Origin of the sequence: Paenibacillus sp. FSL R5-0923, from assembly GCF_038009145.1 — a bacterium.
Classification (GTDB): Bacteria; Bacillota; Bacilli; order Paenibacillales; family Paenibacillaceae; genus Paenibacillus_AQ.
The window spans coordinates 26,909-44,421 of the sequence record NZ_JBBPAT010000001.1 but is presented as its reverse complement, the minus strand read 5'-3'; the positions used below and the strand labels follow the sequence as shown (position 1 = coordinate 44,421).

At 46.9% G+C, this 17,513-nt stretch carries 14 protein-coding genes, 2 rRNA genes and 1 riboswitch; of the genes, 14 read left to right on the top strand and 2 right to left on the bottom strand.

Annotation, left to right across the window (positions count from 1 at the left end):
• The first annotated feature begins 198 nt into the window (after positions 1–198).
• The 5 genes from MKX35_RS00205 (at position 199) to MKX35_RS00185 (ending at position 6,248) form a co-directional block, all read left to right on the top strand.
• Positions 199–3,127: ribosomal RNA gene (locus MKX35_RS00205) — 23S ribosomal RNA — on the top strand.
• A gap of 73 nt (positions 3,128–3,200) precedes the next feature.
• Positions 3,201–3,317: ribosomal RNA gene (gene rrf, locus MKX35_RS00200) — 5S ribosomal RNA — on the top strand.
• A gap of 238 nt (positions 3,318–3,555) precedes the next feature.
• Positions 3,556–4,311, top strand: coding sequence for an acyl-[acyl-carrier-protein] thioesterase (locus tag MKX35_RS00195; RefSeq protein WP_076300186.1), 756 nt, complete (start codon positions 3,556–3,558; stop codon positions 4,309–4,311).
• Between the two features lie 184 nt (positions 4,312–4,495).
• The gene (locus tag MKX35_RS00190; protein WP_042184728.1) at positions 4,496–5,083 is read left to right on the top strand and encodes an RNA polymerase sigma factor; all 588 of its coding nucleotides are present in this window, start codon (positions 4,496–4,498) and stop codon (positions 5,081–5,083) included.
• Positions 5,058–6,248: a DUF4179 domain-containing protein gene (locus MKX35_RS00185; protein ID WP_076300187.1), complete on the top strand. Its 1,191-nt coding sequence runs from the start codon at positions 5,058–5,060 to the stop codon at positions 6,246–6,248. Before MKX35_RS00190 ends, MKX35_RS00185 begins: the two co-directional genes overlap by 26 nt.
• Before the next feature lie 106 nt (positions 6,249–6,354).
• On the opposite strand, the gene MKX35_RS00180 is transcribed toward MKX35_RS00185, so the two are convergent.
• Both MKX35_RS00180 and tsaA read right to left on the bottom strand, forming a co-directional pair.
• Positions 6,355–7,272: an AraC family transcriptional regulator gene (locus tag MKX35_RS00180; protein ID WP_076300188.1), complete on the bottom strand. Its 918-nt coding sequence runs from the start codon at positions 7,270–7,272 to the stop codon at positions 6,355–6,357.
• A gap of 47 nt (positions 7,273–7,319) precedes the next feature.
• Positions 7,320–7,766 carry a tRNA (N6-threonylcarbamoyladenosine(37)-N6)-methyltransferase TrmO gene (gene tsaA, locus MKX35_RS00175; protein ID WP_076300189.1) on the bottom strand — a complete coding sequence of 149 codons (447 nt, stop codon included), beginning with the start codon at positions 7,764–7,766 and terminating at the stop codon, positions 7,320–7,322.
• Positions 7,767–7,893: 127 nt separating this feature from the next.
• On the opposite strand from tsaA, the gene MKX35_RS00170 reads away from it, so the two are divergent.
• The 9 genes from MKX35_RS00170 to purS all read left to right on the top strand — a co-directional run bounded on the left by MKX35_RS00170 (position 7,894) and on the right by purS (position 17,510).
• Positions 7,894–10,029, top strand: coding sequence for a DNA topoisomerase III (locus MKX35_RS00170; RefSeq protein WP_076300190.1), 2,136 nt, complete (start codon positions 7,894–7,896; stop codon positions 10,027–10,029).
• A 136-nt stretch (positions 10,030–10,165) separates the two neighbouring features.
• Complete coding sequence (locus tag MKX35_RS00165; protein WP_256716363.1) at positions 10,166–11,371, top strand: MFS transporter; 1,206 nt, start codon at positions 10,166–10,168, stop codon at positions 11,369–11,371.
• A 112-nt stretch (positions 11,372–11,483) separates the two neighbouring features.
• On the top strand, positions 11,484–11,747 hold the full coding sequence (locus MKX35_RS00160) for a DUF1294 domain-containing protein (RefSeq protein ID WP_042193264.1): 264 nt from the start codon (positions 11,484–11,486) through the stop codon (positions 11,745–11,747).
• Between the two features lie 40 nt (positions 11,748–11,787).
• A complete protein-coding gene (locus tag MKX35_RS00155) occupies positions 11,788–12,222 on the top strand; it encodes a universal stress protein (RefSeq protein ID WP_042184737.1) in 435 nt (144 codons plus the stop codon).
• A gap of 375 nt (positions 12,223–12,597) precedes the next feature.
• A riboswitch (purine riboswitch) is annotated at positions 12,598–12,699 on the top strand.
• A 210-nt stretch (positions 12,700–12,909) separates the two neighbouring features.
• Positions 12,910–13,395: a 5-(carboxyamino)imidazole ribonucleotide mutase gene (purE, locus tag MKX35_RS00150; RefSeq protein WP_042184739.1), complete on the top strand. Its 486-nt coding sequence runs from the start codon at positions 12,910–12,912 to the stop codon at positions 13,393–13,395.
• Positions 13,396–13,448: 53 nt separating this feature from the next.
• Positions 13,449–14,627, top strand: a complete 1,179-nt coding sequence (gene purK / locus MKX35_RS00145) for a 5-(carboxyamino)imidazole ribonucleotide synthase (RefSeq protein WP_076300320.1) — start codon at positions 13,449–13,451, stop codon at positions 14,625–14,627.
• Positions 14,628–14,632: 5 nt separating this feature from the next.
• A complete protein-coding gene (gene purB / locus MKX35_RS00140; RefSeq protein ID WP_042124027.1) occupies positions 14,633–15,928 on the top strand; it encodes an adenylosuccinate lyase in 1,296 nt (431 codons plus the stop codon).
• Positions 15,929–16,246: 318 nt separating this feature from the next.
• Complete coding sequence (locus tag MKX35_RS00135) at positions 16,247–17,137, top strand: phosphoribosylaminoimidazolesuccinocarboxamide synthase (protein WP_076300191.1); 891 nt, start codon at positions 16,247–16,249, stop codon at positions 17,135–17,137.
• 127 nt (positions 17,138–17,264) lie between these two features.
• Entirely contained in the window at positions 17,265–17,510 is a 246-nt protein-coding gene (gene purS / locus MKX35_RS00130) for a phosphoribosylformylglycinamidine synthase subunit PurS (protein ID WP_036680912.1), read from the top strand.
• Positions 17,511–17,513 lie beyond the last annotated feature (3 nt).

Here is a 17,513-nt window from a genome sequence, read left to right as displayed (position 1 = left end):
CTTCTGCAATGAAGACATTCAAATCGGAAGCTAAGCTTCCACAACTCACTCGTTGCTCAGTTTTGAGAGTTTAAGCTCTCAGTAAGACTTGATCCTTGAAAACTGGATACCGAAACGAATTTGCGTTTTAGAACATCTTTTAGCAACTTGTGCAAACAAGTAAATGTTATTAGTGAGATTTTTTTTAGGAAAAATCAAGGTTAAGCTAATAAGAGCACACGGAGGATGCCTAGGCGCCAGGAGCCGACGAAGGACGTGGCGAACAACGAAACTGCCTCGGGGAGCTGTAAGCAAGCTTTGATCCGGGGGTGTCCGAATGGGGAAACCCAGCTGTGGTAATTCGCAGTTACTCATCTCTGAACACATAGGAGATGTAGAGGCAGACCAGGGGAACTGAAACATCTAAGTACCCTGAGGAAGAGAAAACAATAGTGATTCCGTCAGTAGCGGCGAGCGAACGCGGAACAGCCTAAACCTAAGAGCTTGCTCTTAGGGGTTGTGGGACGTCTCACATGGAGTTACAAAGGAATATGGTAGGTGAAGAGGTCTGGAAAGGCCCGCGATAGAGGTAAAAGCCCTGTAGCCTAAACTGTGTTCTCTCCGAGACGGATCCCGAGTAGTGCGGGGCACGTGAAACCCCGTATGAATCCAGCAGGACCATCTGCTAAGGCTAAATACTACCTGGCGACCGATAGTGAAACAGTACCGTGAGGGAAAGGTGAAAAGCACCCCGGAAGGGGAGTGAAATAGAACCTGAAACCGTGTGCTTACAAAAAGTCAGAGCCCTATTAATGGGTGATGGCGTGCCTTTTGTAGAATGAACCGGCGAGTTACGTTTAACATGCAAGGTTAAGTCGAGAAGACGGAGCCGCAGCGAAAGCGAGTCTGAATAGGGCGATTTAGTATGTGGACGTAGACCCGAAACCGTGTGATCTACCCCTGTCCAGGGTGAAGGTGCGGTAACACGCACTGGAGGCCCGAACCCACGCATGTTGAAAAATGCGGGGATGAGGTGGGGGTAGCGGAGAAATTCCAATCGAACTCGGAGATAGCTGGTTCTCCCCGAAATAGCTTTAGGGCTAGCCTCGGTATAAGAGTAGTGGAGGTAGAGCACTGATTGGGTGCGGGGTCCGCAAGGATTACCAAGCTCAGTCAAACTCCGAATGCCATATACTTATTGCCGGGAGTCAGACAGTGAGTGCTAAGATCCATTGTCAAAAGGGAAACAGCCCAGACCATCAGCTAAGGTCCCCAAGTGTGTGTTAAGTGGGAAAGGATGTGGAGTTGCACAGACAACCAGGATGTTGGCTTAGAAGCAGCCACCATTGAAAGAGTGCGTAATAGCTCACTGGTCGAGTGACTCTGCGCCGAAAATGTAACGGGGCTAAACACACCACCGAAGCTATGGCTAGATACGTATGTATCTGGGGTAGGGGAGCGTTGTATGTGGGTTGAAGGTGTACCGTAAGGAGCGCTGGACAGCATACAAGTGAGAATGCCGGTATGAGTAACGAAAAGATCAGTGAGAATCTGATCCGCCGAAAGCCCAAGGTTTCCTGAGGAAGGCTCGTCCGCTCAGGGTAAGTCGGGACCTAAGGCGAGGCCGAAAGGCGTAGTCGAAGGACAACAGTTTGAAATTACTGTACCACCGTAATCCGCTATGAGCGATGGGGTGACGCAGGAGGGTAGTGACGCGGACTGATGGATATGTCCGTCTAAGCAGTGAGGCTGATGTGTAGGCAAATCCGCACATCATTAAGGCTGGGCTGTGATGGGGAGCGAAAATTACAGTAGCGAAGGTCATGATCTCACACTGCCAAGAAAAGCCTCTAGCCAGGAGAAGGTGCCCGTACCGCAAACCGACACAGGTAGGCGAGAAGAGAATTCTAAGGCGCGCGGAAGAACTCTCGTTAAGGAACTCGGCAAAATGACCCCGTAACTTCGGGAGAAGGGGTGCCCCGGTAGTGTGAATAGCACGAGGGGGCCGCAGTGAAAAGGCCCAAGCGACTGTTTAGCAAAAACACAGGTCTGTGCGAAGCCGCAAGGCGAAGTATACGGGCTGACGCCTGCCCGGTGCTGGAAGGTTAAGGGGAGTGGTTAGGGGTAACCCGAAGCTATGAACCGAAGCCCCAGTAAACGGCGGCCGTAACTATAACGGTCCTAAGGTAGCGAAATTCCTTGTCAGGTAAATTCTGACCCGCACGAATGGCGTAACGACTTGGGCGCTGTCTCAACGAGAGATCCGGTGAAATTTTAATACCTGTGAAGATGCAGGTTACCCGCGACAAGACGGAAAGACCCCATGGAGCTTTACTGCAGCTTGATATTGAATTTGGGTACGATCTGTACAGGATAGGTGGGAGCCGTAGAAATCGGAGCGCAAGCTTCGGTGGAGGCGCCGTTGGGATACCACCCTGATCGTATCTAGGTTCTAACCTAGTACCCTAATCGGGTACGGGGACCGTGTCAGGCGGGCAGTTTGACTGGGGCGGTCGCCTCCTAAAGAGTAACGGAGGCGTTCCAAGGTTCCCTCAGAATGGTTGGAAATCATTCGAAGAGTGCAAAGGCATAAGGGAGCTTGACTGCGAGACCTACAAGTCGAGCAGGGACGAAAGTCGGACTTAGTGATCCGGTGGTACCGCATGGAAGGGCCATCGCTCAACGGATAAAAGCTACCCTGGGGATAACAGGCTTATCTCCCCCAAGAGTCCACATCGACGGGGAGGTTTGGCACCTCGATGTCGGCTCATCGCATCCTGGGGCTGAAGTAGGTCCCAAGGGTTGGGCTGTTCGCCCATTAAAGCGGTACGCGAGCTGGGTTCAGAACGTCGTGAGACAGTTCGGTCCCTATCTGTCGTGGGCGCAGGAAATTTGAGAGGAGCTGTCCTTAGTACGAGAGGACCGGGATGGACGTACCGCTGGTGCACCAGTTGTTCCGCCAGGAGCATGGCTGGGTAGCTACGTACGGACGGGATAAGCGCTGAAAGCATCTAAGCGTGAAGCCCCCCTCAAGATGAGATTTCCCAATTAGTAAGACCCCTTGAAGACGACGAGGTAGATAGGTTGGAGGTGGAAGTGCAGTAATGCATGGAGCTGACCAATACTAATCGGTCGAGGGCTTATCCTATACTTAAGACGCAAATTCAATTCGGATTCAGTTTTCAGGCATCAAGCCTGAGCATTTACGCTGTAAATGCCCGTTTGGTGGCGATAGCGGAGGGGTTCCACGCGTACCCATCCCGAACACGACCGTTAAGCCCTCCAGCGCCGATGGTACTTGGACCGAAGGGTCCTGGGAGAGTAGGACGTTGCCAAGCACACGAAGCCATTGTTGATTTATCAACAATGGCTTTTTTGTTCCCTTTATCGCTTAATTTAAATAATGTGGATAAGTCATGGGGAAATAACGAAAAAATAAAAGTTACTAACATGTGGATGAAATAATAAAATATATTCAAAAATGAAAGTAGTCCCCAATTTATGTGGATAGAGTAGTGGTATATGTGGATACTTCAAGTAAATGCAAGGATATTTTGCATGGCAGGAGGATAAACAATGGACAACAGTAGTAATCTTGTGTGGATAGAAGATTTTTCTGTACATGCGAGCGACACGGATTATCGTTCGCAGAGTAAGTTATCCTTTATTCTGGATATCATGCAATGTGCGGCAGACTTCGCAGTGGGTAATTTGGGGATAAGTGTGGAAGAAATTCTGAGTGCAGGAATGGGCTGGATGATGATTACGTTAGATCTTGATTTTAAGCGTATTCCTCGCCCAAATGATGTGCTTAGCGTACATACCTGGAGTAAAGGTACTAAAGGGGCTTTATGGCAACGGGATTATCGTATTTTCGATGCAGATCATATAGAGATTGCCACAGCGCGTTCTATATGGGCTTTAGTAGATATTGAGAAGAGAAAGATACTCAGACCGAACGCTCTTCCAGTTCAGGTTAAGCACTATAATGGCGATTCAGTAGGGGATATGCCTGTTAAGGTAACGATCCCTACTGATATTATTATGGAAGAAGCTTATCGGTATCAGGTAAGATATAGTGGGCTGGATAGCAACGGACATCTGAATAATGCCCGATACGGAGATTTATGTTGTGATGCACTCAGTTTAGCGGAATGGGATAATGCAGAGTTCACACGCTTCCGGATTACATACCTACAAGAAGCTAAGTTTGGGGATGAACTGACTATATTACGCTCAGCTGTAACGGATGATGGTATATATGTCCGTGGCCAGAATAGTGATATTGTATTTTTTGAAGCATGTATTGAGTTGAAAAATATAAATAAGTAAAAAGTTTATAAATATGGAATATTATTATAAAAGCGATTTCTCCGAGCATCTATCGGGGTAGTCGCTTTTTTTTGTTGAAAAACAGATGGTGTATATAACATATTTGGAAAAATTTTTGAGCCTGTCACAATTAAAGGGATCACAATCGTTATATAGTTGTAGTCAATAACAAGGAGGTGATTCTTTGGAACGTCGCAGCCCCGGGGTCCAAGTGAATCAAACAATAATTGAAGAGGCTATTGATCAGGTTCTTGCGGGTAACCGCGAAGCCTATAGAACTATAATACAAGCCTATGAAAGAAAGATTTATACGTATTGCTATTATATTTTGAGAAGTCATGAAGAAGCAGAGGATGCTGTGCAAGATATATTTGTAAAAGTGTATCAGGAACTCAGACGTTATGAGAAACGAGTCTCTTTTAATTCATGGCTGTATAAAGTGGCCTATCATCATTGTTTGGATCAGGTTCGCAAACGCAAACGAAGAAACCGTCTGTTGTCGCTATATAAAGAGCAGCAGCCGAAAGCCTATTATAATCCTAACGATGAGGAGCCATTGCAGAAGTTATTTATGGATGATCTGACAGCTGAAGAGAGCAATCTTCTGATTCTTAAGGTAGTAGAGCAGTACAGTTTTGAAGAAATGGGTCAGATTATGGATTGTAATTCAGCTACTTTACGCAAGAAATTTGAACGTCTACGCAAAAAATTAGTCCGGCAAAGAATGAATGAAGGAGGAAGCCCTCATGGAGAAATGGCAAGATCCAACTGAAAGTCAGAAGATGGAGCACATTCGTCAAACATTCCAAAATCATGAAATGCCGGTAGACAGTTTCAGCGATTCAATTATGAAGCGAATAGGAGACGAGGGAATGGAAAAGCGAGCGTCAAGAAAAAGTGGGAATAAGTTTCTGAAAAAATCATTGGTGGCTGCCGCGGCAGCAGCAGTGTTGGGTGCGGGAATAATCGGTAGCGGATTTATATCCCCAGTCATGGCTGAAACGTTGAAGCAGATTCCTGTTGTAGGAAGTATTTTTAAGGGAATTGACGATAAAGGTCTAAATGCTGCTGAAGAAAAAGGATTATCTACTGCGCCTAACCAAAGCGTTACCCATGATGGAGTGACCTTGAAGGTTACCGATGCCTATTATGACGGCTCGCGGTTGGCTTTTGCGATTGAACGGGAAGGCATTGATAAGGATAAGATGATGGCAGAAATGATTATTGAACCGATTGAATTCGATCCAGCGCTAAAAGAACAGCAGTATGCGAAAGTGACAATGAACCAGTCCGAAAAAGGGTTGTTGGGTTCAGCAGAAGTGAAATTGCCGAATGGAAAGAATTTGGAGAGCCAAATGTCGTCTTTTGGCGATGTTGAGGGTAAAAAGAATGCTATTTTATACGATTACAGAAATCTAAATAATGTAGAGGCTTTGGGGAATGAATTTGAATTAAGCATCACTGTGCCGGTTACACAAATCGCAGAGCCTTTTGAAATCAAGGTGCCGGTGAAAAAAGTAACGGAAGGAATTATCAAGCTTGATCTGAACCAAACAAAAGAGGCAGAAGAATTCAGTTATACGATTACCAAGCTGGAATTAACTCCAGCCACAAGCAGATTACAGCTCAGCGAAGAAGGTAAAGCGCCAACTGTGAAAGAAAAGGATGGATACACAACCTCTGAAATGTTCTTTGAAATTGTTGATGAACTAGGCAATGCATTTTCTTCGAGTGGGTCATTCAACTTGCCGGCTATAGTCTATCCTATGGTAGACAAAGATTTCAGTCCGTTCCCACAAACACCAAAAACAATTACAGTTAAGCCGTTTACTTACTCCATTGATGAGAGCCATAAAGCATTAAGAGATGAAGAAGGAAAACAAGTTAAACATTATTATCCGGAGCTTGAACAAACGATTCAGGTGGAGCAAGAGTAACTATTAATCCCATAAGCAAAAAAAGTCCGTGTCTGCATAGCAGATACGGGCTTTTTGTTAAAAGATAAGAATTTATAAGCTAAACAACTATAATATCTTTATATTTCTAAGAGAAACGGTTGTCATTTATAAAAGACGACAACGTAGTCTCTTCTTGTAAAAATTCTAACGGAATGTAGATTTCACTCACCGAGTTTTCGTTATCTGGTCCAAGATACAATTCACCATAAAATTCCAATTCAAATGGAATGGACATCCTGTATTCTGTTTTCGGCAGCCAGATTCCGTAGATATATTTATATGTAGAAGGGATATCACAAGAGCGGCCTTTATGGATGAATTTAAGATAACGTATAGGTGGTAAGATCTGAAGGGGGAAAGTCTGATTGTGGTCTGCATTTATAGGATTAAGTTCGCAGGCACACATGATCGAAAAACCGTTACTCTCATAGTCATCTGGCCAGAAGCCAAGCTGATAATATTTTTCAGGTTGTATTCTATCAGATATAGTATATACCTTACTGAAAAGCAAAGGCCAAGTATTAGAAATGACGGAGAAATCATGGTCTACTTTAACTACGGGTCCTTGAAGTATAATTTCCCCGAAATCAACGAGCTGGGGGGAAAGATCGCTATCAGAAAGGACTTGAAGTAGATCCTGTTCATATAGTCTAGGCAACAAAGGGAGTTTCGTTTTAATAATTCTTTTTCGAACAAGAGAGGGAGTCGTGTGCAGCATTCTTTTGAAGGCACGAGTAAAGGTCTCATAGTTACTAAAGTTATAGTCTAATGAGATGTCCTGGAGTGAGCGTTCTGGCATTCGGTGAATGTCCAAGGCTGCTTCAGTGATTTTGCGTCTGGCTATATAGTCGCCGGGTGCTATCCCAGTGACTGCTTGAAATAGGCGGGTGAAATGATAAAGTGAGTATCCCATTTCTTTGGAAAGGACAGCTACAGGAAGAAGCGTGTTTAAGCGATCCTCAATGAGATCTAATGCTTGAATGATTAGTTGGCGATTGTTCAAGAGATGCCCTCCCATAACAGTTAGAAATGGTGTCCAAATCGATTACTTCAATTATTTGTTGTCCAGTCCCCCCAATTAGCAGCCCAATCGGGAACGGTCACTTCCATTACGCGATCGGCACTAGGAAAATAAGCTTTGATGTCTAGAATTGGTGTACCAGGATAGGCATCAAGTCCAGCCACCTCTACGATGCCAGAAGCTTCATCGACAGACAGGATTGCTGCTACACTAAGCCCAATTGGATTAGGTCGAATAGGGGAACGGGAAGCGAATACTCCAGTTAATGTTTCGTCATAAGGTGGTTGAATCTGTGTAGTCTGGCGGAATTGATCATCTGCAAACTCGTGCAGCCACCAAAGCACTTGGCAATGACTAAATTGAGATAAACCTTTAAGCGCCGGGCTAAATTCCGGTTTGATTTCCAGTCGTAAATTACGTGGCGCACCTGTAACCCAACCTATAGGTATTATATTATAGCTTTCTTGTTCATTCATTGACTATGACTCCTTTCGGGTATCAGATATTATTTAGTTTATAACGGAGTGACCCGGTAAAGCCTGACGATATTTGCTATCATTCATTTAATGCTATAATGAAATTTGATGTGGAAAGGGGAGCATTATGAAGACATTAGTATTGGCGGAGAAGCCGTCTGTTGCACGCGAGATCGCACGAGTCATGGGATGTAATAATAAACAGAAGAGCTATATTGAAGGTCCAAAATATGTGGTTACCTGGGCACTGGGTCATTTAGTCGGCCTGGCAGAGCCTGAAGATTATAATAAAAAGTTTGCAACTTGGGCTTTGGAGGATTTGCCGATTTTGCCGGAGAAGGCAAAGCTGAAGGTGCTGCGTGAGACCAACCAGCAATATAAAGCTGTTCAGCACCTAATGAAGCGTCAGGATATTGAGGAGCTTGTGGTAGCTACGGATGCTGCTCGTGAAGGAGAGCTGTTGGCACGTTGGATTATGAATATGGCGGGGTGGAAAAAGCCATTCCGGCGGCTCTGGATATCTTCTCAGACGGATAAAGCGATAAAAGAAGGATTCGCAAAGCTCCGCCCAGGTCGCGATTTTGATCGTCTGTATGAATCTGCACGTTGCCGCGCAGAGGCGGATTGGATGATTGGATTGAATGTCACGAGAGCTTTGACTTGCAAGTTTGGTTCGCCGCTTTCCGCAGGGCGGGTACAAACGCCGACATTAGGGATGATCATGGATCGTGAACAGGAGATTACGGGTTTCCGTTCCGTTGATTTTGAGACGCTGACTGCTGATTTTGGAGATTTCCAAGCGGCATGGCGGGCCAGTAACGGCGATGGTCGGATATTTGAAAAGGATAAGACGGCAAGTCTAAAGGATAAGCTTACTGGACGCAGCGGCCGTATTATTAAGGTACAGAAGAGTGAGAAGAGCGAACCTCATCCACTCGCTTATGATCTGACTGAATTGCAGCGTGATGCGAACCGGAAGTTCGGCTTCTCCGCGAAGCAGACCTCCAGTGTGCTGCAGCGGTTATATGAGCAGCATAAACTTGTCACTTACCCGCGTACGGATAGTCGTTATTTAACTTCAGATATGACGGGCACACTCAAGGAAAGACTGGATAGTGTTGCGGTTGGTCCATATGCAGCGTTAGCACGTCCATTGCTGCGCAAGCAGCTGCCGATTACCAAGCGAATCGTGGATGATAGTAAAGTCAGTGATCACCACGCTATTATTCCTACAGAACAGACCGTATTGTTAAATGGTCTGAGTACTGAAGAACGTAAGTTGTATGATCTGATTGTGCGGCGTTTTATAAGCTTGTTCTATCCGCCAGCTCGCTATGATGCGGTAGCTGTCACCGTCAACGTGGAAGGCGAAAGCTTCCATGTCAAAGGGACGACGGTAAAGGATGCCGGTTGGCGTGAAGTGTACGGCGGAGATATGAGTAACGATGACGACGAGGAGCCGTCGGACGAGCCAGCAGCTGGGAGTGTGAAGCTACCTGAGCTGCGCGAAGGAGCAACTGTCACGATTGGCCGCTGCATGGTTCGTCCTGGACGAACACAGCCACCGAAGCGTTATAATGAAGCTTCGCTGTTGACGCAAATGGAGAAGCACGGCCTTGGAACCCCAGCAACCCGCGCGGATATTATCGAGAAGCTGGTTAGCTCCGATACCATTGAACGCCAAGGGAATCTGCTGCATCCGACTGGTAAAGGCAAGCAGCTTATTGAGTTGGTATCCACACAGCTACGGACACCAGATCTAACCGCGCGCTGGGAAGCCGAGCTGGAGAAAATAGCGCGTGGTCAAGGCAAGCCGGAGCTCTTCTTGCAAGGCATCCGCAGTATGGCACAGGAGCTGGTAACTGGCGTCAAAACTAGTGGAGCAGAATATAAACCGAATAATGTCTCGAACAGTAATTGTCCGGAATGTGGTACAAGACTGCTGGAGAAAAAGAGCAAACGTGGCAAGCTGCTTGTATGCCCAGCAGATAACTGTGGTTATACCCGTGCCGGAGAGAAAAGACTATCGAATCGCCGCTGTCCACAGTGCCATAAGAAAATGGAGCTCAAAGAGGGTAAAGCAGGCATGTTCGTACAATGTTTGGGCTGTGGAATCACAGAAACCTTGGATAAGGATCATAAGCATGTGAATAAACGCGAACAGCAAAAGCTGGTACAGCAATACAGTAAGCAAGAAAGCATTGGTTCTAACCTTGGGGAACTGCTGAAAGCAGCGCTTGAAGGGCAAAAGAAGGATAAGTAAAAAGGTTCGCATGTATCGTAATAAAAAGGCTGCTGAGTGTGCTCAGTAGCCTTTTTTCTGTCCACGTAAGTTTTTGTGGTCTACAGATAGGCTTTGAATTAGAATGTTAAGCAAATACATAGAGCAGGTGATTAGGGTGGCAGCTGAACAACAAGTGGATCAACTAAAAGCAGCAGGTAGCCCACAGGGGCAGGGAGGCAGTAAGTTTTTCTTTCTCGTTATTGTATTTATGTTCTGGTTCTCTTCTTATATTTATGTTCCTGTGCTTTCCCCTTATGTGGAGCATTTGGGAGCATCATATTTTATGGTGGGCATGGTGCTTGGCGTATATGGGCTAATGCAGATTCTGTTCCGACTGCCGATTGGCATCGGTTCGGATTATTTGAATCGGCGTCGTCCGTTTATCTACCTGGGACTGATTGCGAGCGGAGCCAGCTGCTTTCTTTTTATGTGGGGAGCACAGCCTGGGTGGGCATTGGCAGCACGTGCAGTATCCGGTATAGCGGCTTCCGCATGGGTTGTGTACACTGTGATGTTCGCGGGATATTTCCCGAAAGAGGAAGCTGGAAAAGCGATGGGCATGCTGCAATTCACTACGGTAATCGCCCAATTGACCAGTATGATGATCAGTGGCTATATGGTGGAGCATTGGGGCTGGAATACCCCGTTTCTGATTGGTGGATTTGTAGCGATTGCGGCGCTGCTGCTTGCGCTGCGGCTGCCTGAACAAAAACAGGAGAAACGGCAAAGTGCGATCCAGATCAAAGACTTAGCAGGTGTTATGAAGGAGCCGCTTCTGGTAAGAGTTTCTCTGCTGTCAGTGTTGGCACACTGTGTGCTATTCATAACGATGTTCGGATATACGCCAAACCAAGCTCTGAATATCGGAGCAAGTAAAGAAAGCTTGGGCTGGCTGACGCTCGCTTTTATGATTCCGCATGCTGTCGCGACCCTCTATGGCTCACGGACATTTGGTAGGCTGCTAGGAGACCGGGGCACGCTTCTCTTAGGCTTCGCGGGAAGTGCATTGTTTACACTTCTTATTCCTTCAATGCCGACGCTAGCGACGCTCTGTCTGACTCAGGTAGGAAACGGATTTATGCAGGGACTGATTTTTCCATTGTTGCTAGGCAAGTCGGTGTCAGAAGTAGATCCGTATAAGCGTGCAACAGCTATGGGCTTCTATCAGGCGGTTTATGCAATAGGTATGTCGGCGGGGCCGTTCGTGGCAGGCTGGATGAGCGCTCTTTATGGCTTGACCGGAGGGTTCTGGCTGGGTGGAATTGCGGCGGCGCTGGCTGCGGTGTTGTCATGGATATGGATGAAGGATGCGAAGCAGTGAAAAGAAAGAGGCAGGTAGCGAAGTTATCAGAGCGTGTAAGGATGATTGGTTTTTTGTGAAAAAGAGGAATATAATAGAGATAGATAGGAAGCAAGGAGGAGAGCCCGGGAGAATGGTCAAGGTTATAATGTTGTGGTTTGTGGTAATTAATATTATCGGATATGTAGTGATGTCCGAAGACAAGAACAAAGCCCGTAAACGGCGAGAACGTGTACCTGAGAAGACACTTTTTCTGCTGGCAGCTATGGGCGGGGCACTAGGCGTGCTGATTGCCATGTATCGTAAGCGCCACAAGACGCGACATATGTCCTTTAGGATCGGAATTCCGTTACTTCTGTTGCTGAATATCTTTTTGTACAGCTATTTTTTAAGGTGATAGTCTTAATGATTACAAACTAGAAAAAGAGGTGGCGTACATGTTATTCTCTAAAATTTTACTCGCCTATGATGGATCTAAGGCTTCTAATCAAGCATTGGAGCGCGCAATTGAACTCGCAAAAGTAACTCCGGGCTCTACGATGCATGTCGTACACGCATTTGAATTTCCAAGATTTTTTATCGGAGAAGCTCTAGCACCACTACCGGCTTCAGTAAATAAAGAATATTATGATTTAGCAGTGCAGACTACGGAAGAAGTCAAGGGACGCCTTGAGGCTGAAGGCTTGAATGCTGAGGTTGAGCTATTACAAGGATCACCCGCTGAAGTGATTTTGAAATATGCTAAAGAACATGCTATAGATGTAATTGTTATCGGCAGCCGCGGACTTGGCGGAATACGTGAGTTTGTTCTGGGAAGTGTGAGCCACAATGTAGTACAAAGCGCCCGCATTCCAGTGCTGGTTGTAAAATAATATAAAGTTAAAAGGGACGCTTATGGCGTTCCTTTTTTCAAATATAAGAAAGTATATGTTTCACACTATACTTTATCCTTATATTTCTCGCATAAACGCTAACCGTCATACAGGGACGCCAAAGGCGTTTATACTTGATTATTAAGAAACGAAATGATTAAATTCATATCCAGTAAAGGAATTATATGTATTACAATGAAGCCTATTCTACAGTTAATATAACATCTGTTGTTAGAGCTAATAGTGTACGGAAAGAAGTCTTTATCATCAAAATAAGTGGATATTGAGAAATTAAATACGTCTAAAAGCGAACGATTATTAATCGGAATTTACCAATGTTCGTGTTTGAGTTGACATCCTGTGTAGGGGATTGTTAAACTGATGTCATGAGCAACTCGTATAAAACCGGGGATATGGCCCGGAAGTTTCTACCCGGGAACCGTAAATTACCGGACTACGAGGAAATAGGATGATAGAATGCGGCAATGCGGTCCGGGTAACGGAATGATGCATTATGCCATTTTCCGCGCTTAATGCAGCCTAATGATAGGCACGCGGATTATTTTTTCCTAATTTCTTTACTAGTCCGATCCTCCCGCAGCAAAATGCGTCTGGTCATCGGGCTTTTTTTATTCGAATTTACAAGATAAAGATATCCATACTAGTGACTGGAAGGTAGGTCGAATCATGTCTGTGCAGGTAGCTGTTATCATGGGCAGTAAATCGGATTGGGATACGATGGAGCACGCTTGTGCGGTGCTTGAAGAGCTGGGATTATCTTATGAGAAGAAGGTAGTATCTGCGCACCGGACGCCGGACTTGATGTTCAGCTATGCGGAGGAAGCCGCGGGCCGGGGGATTCGCGTCATTATTGCAGGAGCGGGTGGTGCAGCGCATTTGCCGGGTATGGTGGCAGCAAAGACGATCCTGCCTGTGATTGGAGTGCCAGTGCAGTCGAAGGCGCTTAATGGGCTTGATTCGCTTCTCTCCATCGTGCAGATGCCTGGAGGCATTCCAGTGGCAACGGTAGCCATTGGTAAGGCAGGGGCCATTAATGCAGGCCTCCTGGCTGCACAGATTATCGGAGCATTCGATCCAGAAGTGCAGCAGCGCGCGCAGCTGCGGCGGGATGCGATCCGCGACGAAGTCCTTGAAAGCAGCGACAGCTTATGAGACCGGAGGAGCTGAAGCTGCAGGAGGCTGGCGGCACTACTTCGCCAGCCGCTATGGATGCGTCCGGCACGGACACCGTCCGGACGCTACTGCCCGGCGCGACCGTCGGCGTGCTCGGCGGCGGGCAGCTCGGGCGCATGATGGCGCTGGCTGGCAGCGCCATGGGCTACCGCTTCGTGGCGCTGGACCCTGCGCCGGATGCGCCTAGCGGTCAAGTCACGCCGCAGATTACAGCGGCGTATAACGACCGGGACGCGGCGCGGGAGCTAGCCCGCCGCTCGGATGTCATCACGTACGAGTTCGAGAACGTCGACGCGGGCGTTGCCGCGCTGCTGACGGAGGAATCGTACGTACCGCAGGGCAGCACGCTGCTGTATACGACGCAGCATCGGCTGCGCGAAAAAGCCGCCATCGAGGCGGCAGGCGTACCCGTCGCCCCGTACCGGAAGGTGGATAGCCTTGCGGAGCTGAAAGTGGCGGCGGCTGAACTTGGACTACCCTGTGTGCTGAAGACAGCCACAGGCGGTTATGACGGCAAGGGACAAGCCGTGATCCGTCAGGTAGAAGAGCTGGAAGAAGCCTTCCGGCAAGTAGCACCCGGAGCCGTTGTGCCGGAGCTGGTGCTTGAGAAGTTTGTAGCTTTTAAGTGTGAAATATCCGTTGTTGCTGCACGCAGTGCTTCTGGTGAGGTTAAAAGCTTCCCACCGTCGGAAAATATTCATGTAAATAATATTTTACATCTGTCCATTGTGCCTGCAAGAGTGGCAGAGGACATTCAGCGGAGAGCATGCGAATTGGCAGAGACATTAATCGCTGGACTTGATGCGGTTGGACTGCTGGCAGTAGAAATGTTCGTCACAGAGGACGGACAATTGTACGTCAATGAGTTAGCACCAAGGCCGCATAACTCCGGGCATTACACCATGGATGCTTGCGCGACTTCACAGTTCGAGCAGCATGTCCGGGCGATTTGTAATCTGCCGCTGGGCGATACAACGCTTTTGACACCTGTAGTTATGGTAAATGTACTAGGCCAGCATTTGGATGGCGCGATTAAAGCGACCTGTACACAGGACGAAAAAGATAATAAGCTGGGTGTTGTACCTAAGCTTCATATATATGGCAAGACTGAGAGTAAGACCGGCCGCAAGATGGGCCATATCAATCTGCTCTGCAAGGATACCGGAGACGGCATGTCCTGGGTGGAGCAATCTAAACTTTGGAGGAACTAAAGAATATGATCGAACGTTACAGCAGACCTGAGATGCGAGCTATTTGGACGGAGGAAAATAAATTCAAAGCGTGGCTGGAAGTTGAGATTTGCGCTTGTGAAGCATGGGCTGAGCTGGGAGTTATCCCGCACGAAGATGCAGCTAAACTGCGTAAAGACGCTAAATTCGACATCGCACGCATTGATGAAATAGAACAAGAGACACGTCATGACGTTATCGCATTTACACGCGCGGTTTCCGAAAGCCTAGGCGCAGAGCGCAAATGGGTTCACTACGGTCTTACTTCTACTGACGTGGTAGATACGGCGCTAGGTTACTTGCTGCGTCAAGCGAATGAAATTCTAGAGAAGGATATCATCAACTTTATTGAGATCCTTAAAGATAAAGCTATTGCTTACAAGGATACACCGATGATGGGCCGTACGCATGGTGTTCATGCCGAGCCCACTACCTTTGGTCTGAAAATGGCTCTATGGTACGAAGAAATGAAACGTAACCTGGAGCGGTTCCGCCATGCTGCGAACGGTGTACAGTTCGGAAAAATCTCCGGTGCCGTTGGTACGTACGCTAACATCGATCCTTTCGTAGAAGAATTCGTTTGCCGCAAGCTCGGCACAAGCCCAGCTCCAATCTCTACACAAACGTTACAGCGTGACCGTCATGCTGAATACATGGCTGCTCTTGCTTTGGTAGCGACATCGTTAGACAAGTTCGCTACTGAAATCCGCGCTCTGCAAAAGAGTGAGATTCGTGAAGTGGAAGAAGCTTTTGCCAAAGGTCAAAAGGGTTCATCCGCTATGCCTCACAAACGGAATCCCATTGGCTGCGAGAACATTTCAGGTCTGTCCCGCGTCATTCGCGGACATATGGTTACAGCTTACGAGAACGTGCCACTCTGGCATGAACGCGATATTTCGCACTCCTCTGTGGAACGTATCATCCTTCCGGATGCGACAATGCTGCTCAACTACATGCTGAACCGTTTCGGAAACATTGTGAAGAACCTGACTGTATTCCCAGAGAACATGAAGCGTAACATGAACCGTACGTTCGGTGTTCCTTTCTCCGGTCGGATCTTGACTAAACTGATCGATAAAGGCCTTAGCCGTGAGCAAGCGTACGATACCGTTCAACCGCGTGCTATGCAAGCATGGGAAGAGCAAAAACAATTCCGCGATATCGTGGAAGCTACACCTGAGATCACTAACGTTCTTACCCCAGAAGAAATTGAAGATGCATTTAACCCTTCTTGGCACCTTAAGCATGTGGACACCATCTTCCGCAAGCTAGAGCTTATCTAAAAAATAGGTGCGTTAATGGTTGGGTCGATAAGGAACGAATTCCTCGGAATGAGACCTTAGAGATCCTAAAAAGATAAGTTAGTGGTGAACTAAGGAACGCTGCAATAAATGCAAAGCTGGATGGGGGAGCACTGTAGAGGAAGTTTGGAACTGTAGAAGCGTAGCGTTCGCCTTTATCCTCGGATTTCTACCGCGAGAAGCGGTTCAAATCAAGAAATCTGAGGATAACAGCGATCGGAAGTCCAAACATTCCTCGGAAGTGCTTCCTCCTAGACCAGCCCAACTTAGGAAGATCATTAGTTCAAGGGAGGAAAGGTCATGACATCGTCGGCCGTATCCACAGCCGTGGAACTCATCAATGCGCCGCTGCTCTATAAAGGGAAGGTTCGTGAGCTATACGATTTAGGGGAGAATGTACTGATCGTCGTCACGGATCGGATATCTGCTTTTGACTATGTGCTGGACCCAGCGGTACCTGAAAAGGGCAATGTGCTTAACCGTCTGAGTGCGTTCTGGTTCGGAAAGACCAAAGAGCTAATGGAGAATCATGTCGTTCATATCGATGTGGATCTGCTCGGAGATATCGTTAAGGACAAGGAAGCTCTCAGAAACCGTGTTATGGTGGTACGCAAAGCAGAGCGCATCGATATCGAATGTGTTGTGCGTGGGTGCATCACCGGTGGGGGCTGGAGACAGTATCAAGAAACCGGCAAAGTGAATGGTATTGAGCTTCCTAAGAACTTGCGCAAAAATGCGCTGCTGGCACAGCCAATCTTTACCCCTGCGGCTAAAAACGATGTAGGTCATGATGAGGATATTCCTTTTGAAAAGATGCAGGAGCTAATCGGTGCTGATCTGGCACTCGAGCTGCAGGAGAAGAGCTTGCAATTGTTCTCTTTTGCCAGAGAGTATTGTGCTGAGCGGGGAATCATTCTAGCAGATTGTAAATTTGAATTCGGCTTGCTGGATGGCAGGGTGATTCTGATTGATGAGATTTTTACGCCGGATGCTTCACGTTTCTGGGCCAAGGACAAATACGCTCTTGATATCGAAATTGATAGTATGGATAAAGAACCTGTTCGTACGTATCTATCTGCATCCTCCTGGGATAAAAATAGCAAACCTGATCCACTTCCACTAGAAGTAGTTGAAGAAACAACGCGCCGTTATCTGGACATTTATCATCGTCTTACTGGCAAGTCTTTATAGCTCAACATTGTGTGTTTACTCATGGGAATAAATGAAGTGTATGTTTTTAAAGCTAGAGTTACTTTTAGTAGAGTTTCAGCTTTCAGAAAGTATATACACATAAAAATTTAGGAGGAACTACAAGCATATGTTAAAAGCGACGGTATATGTCACCATTAAGAAGAGCGTTCTCGATCCACAAGGTGTAGCAGTGCAAGGAGCACTTCATTCGGTAGGTTTTCAAGAAGTTGAAAGTTTGCGTATTGGGAAATATATGGAGCTGACTTTGGACACGGATAACCGTGCTGAAGCAGAAGTGCGTCTCAAGGAAATGTGCGAAAAGCTACTTGCCAACACGGTGATCGAGGATTACCGCTACGAATTGGAGGACTAAACG

What these genes read in the sequence shown, in the direction of transcription:
- MKX35_RS00195 (WP_076300186.1), top strand. Translation starts at nt 3,556, where the DNA reads ATGGACAACAGTAGTAATCTTGTGTGGATAGAAGATTTTTCTGTACAT.
- MKX35_RS00185 (WP_076300187.1), top strand. Translation starts at nt 5,058, where the DNA reads ATGGAGAAATGGCAAGATCCAACTGAAAGTCAGAAGATGGAGCACATT.
- tsaA (WP_076300189.1), bottom strand. Translation starts at nt 7,766, where the DNA reads ATGAATGAACAAGAAAGCTATAATATAATACCTATAGGTTGGGTTACA.
- MKX35_RS00170 (WP_076300190.1), top strand. Translation starts at nt 7,894, where the DNA reads ATGAAGACATTAGTATTGGCGGAGAAGCCGTCTGTTGCACGCGAGATC.
- MKX35_RS00160 (WP_042193264.1), top strand. Translation starts at nt 11,484, where the DNA reads ATGGTCAAGGTTATAATGTTGTGGTTTGTGGTAATTAATATTATCGGA.
- MKX35_RS00155 (WP_042184737.1), top strand. Translation starts at nt 11,788, where the DNA reads ATGTTATTCTCTAAAATTTTACTCGCCTATGATGGATCTAAGGCTTCT.
- purE (WP_042184739.1), top strand. Translation starts at nt 12,910, where the DNA reads ATGTCTGTGCAGGTAGCTGTTATCATGGGCAGTAAATCGGATTGGGAT.
- purK (WP_076300320.1), top strand. Translation starts at nt 13,449, where the DNA reads ATGGATGCGTCCGGCACGGACACCGTCCGGACGCTACTGCCCGGCGCG.
- purB (WP_042124027.1), top strand. Translation starts at nt 14,633, where the DNA reads ATGATCGAACGTTACAGCAGACCTGAGATGCGAGCTATTTGGACGGAG.
- MKX35_RS00135 (WP_076300191.1), top strand. Translation starts at nt 16,247, where the DNA reads ATGACATCGTCGGCCGTATCCACAGCCGTGGAACTCATCAATGCGCCG.
- purS (WP_036680912.1), top strand. Translation starts at nt 17,265, where the DNA reads ATGTTAAAAGCGACGGTATATGTCACCATTAAGAAGAGCGTTCTCGAT.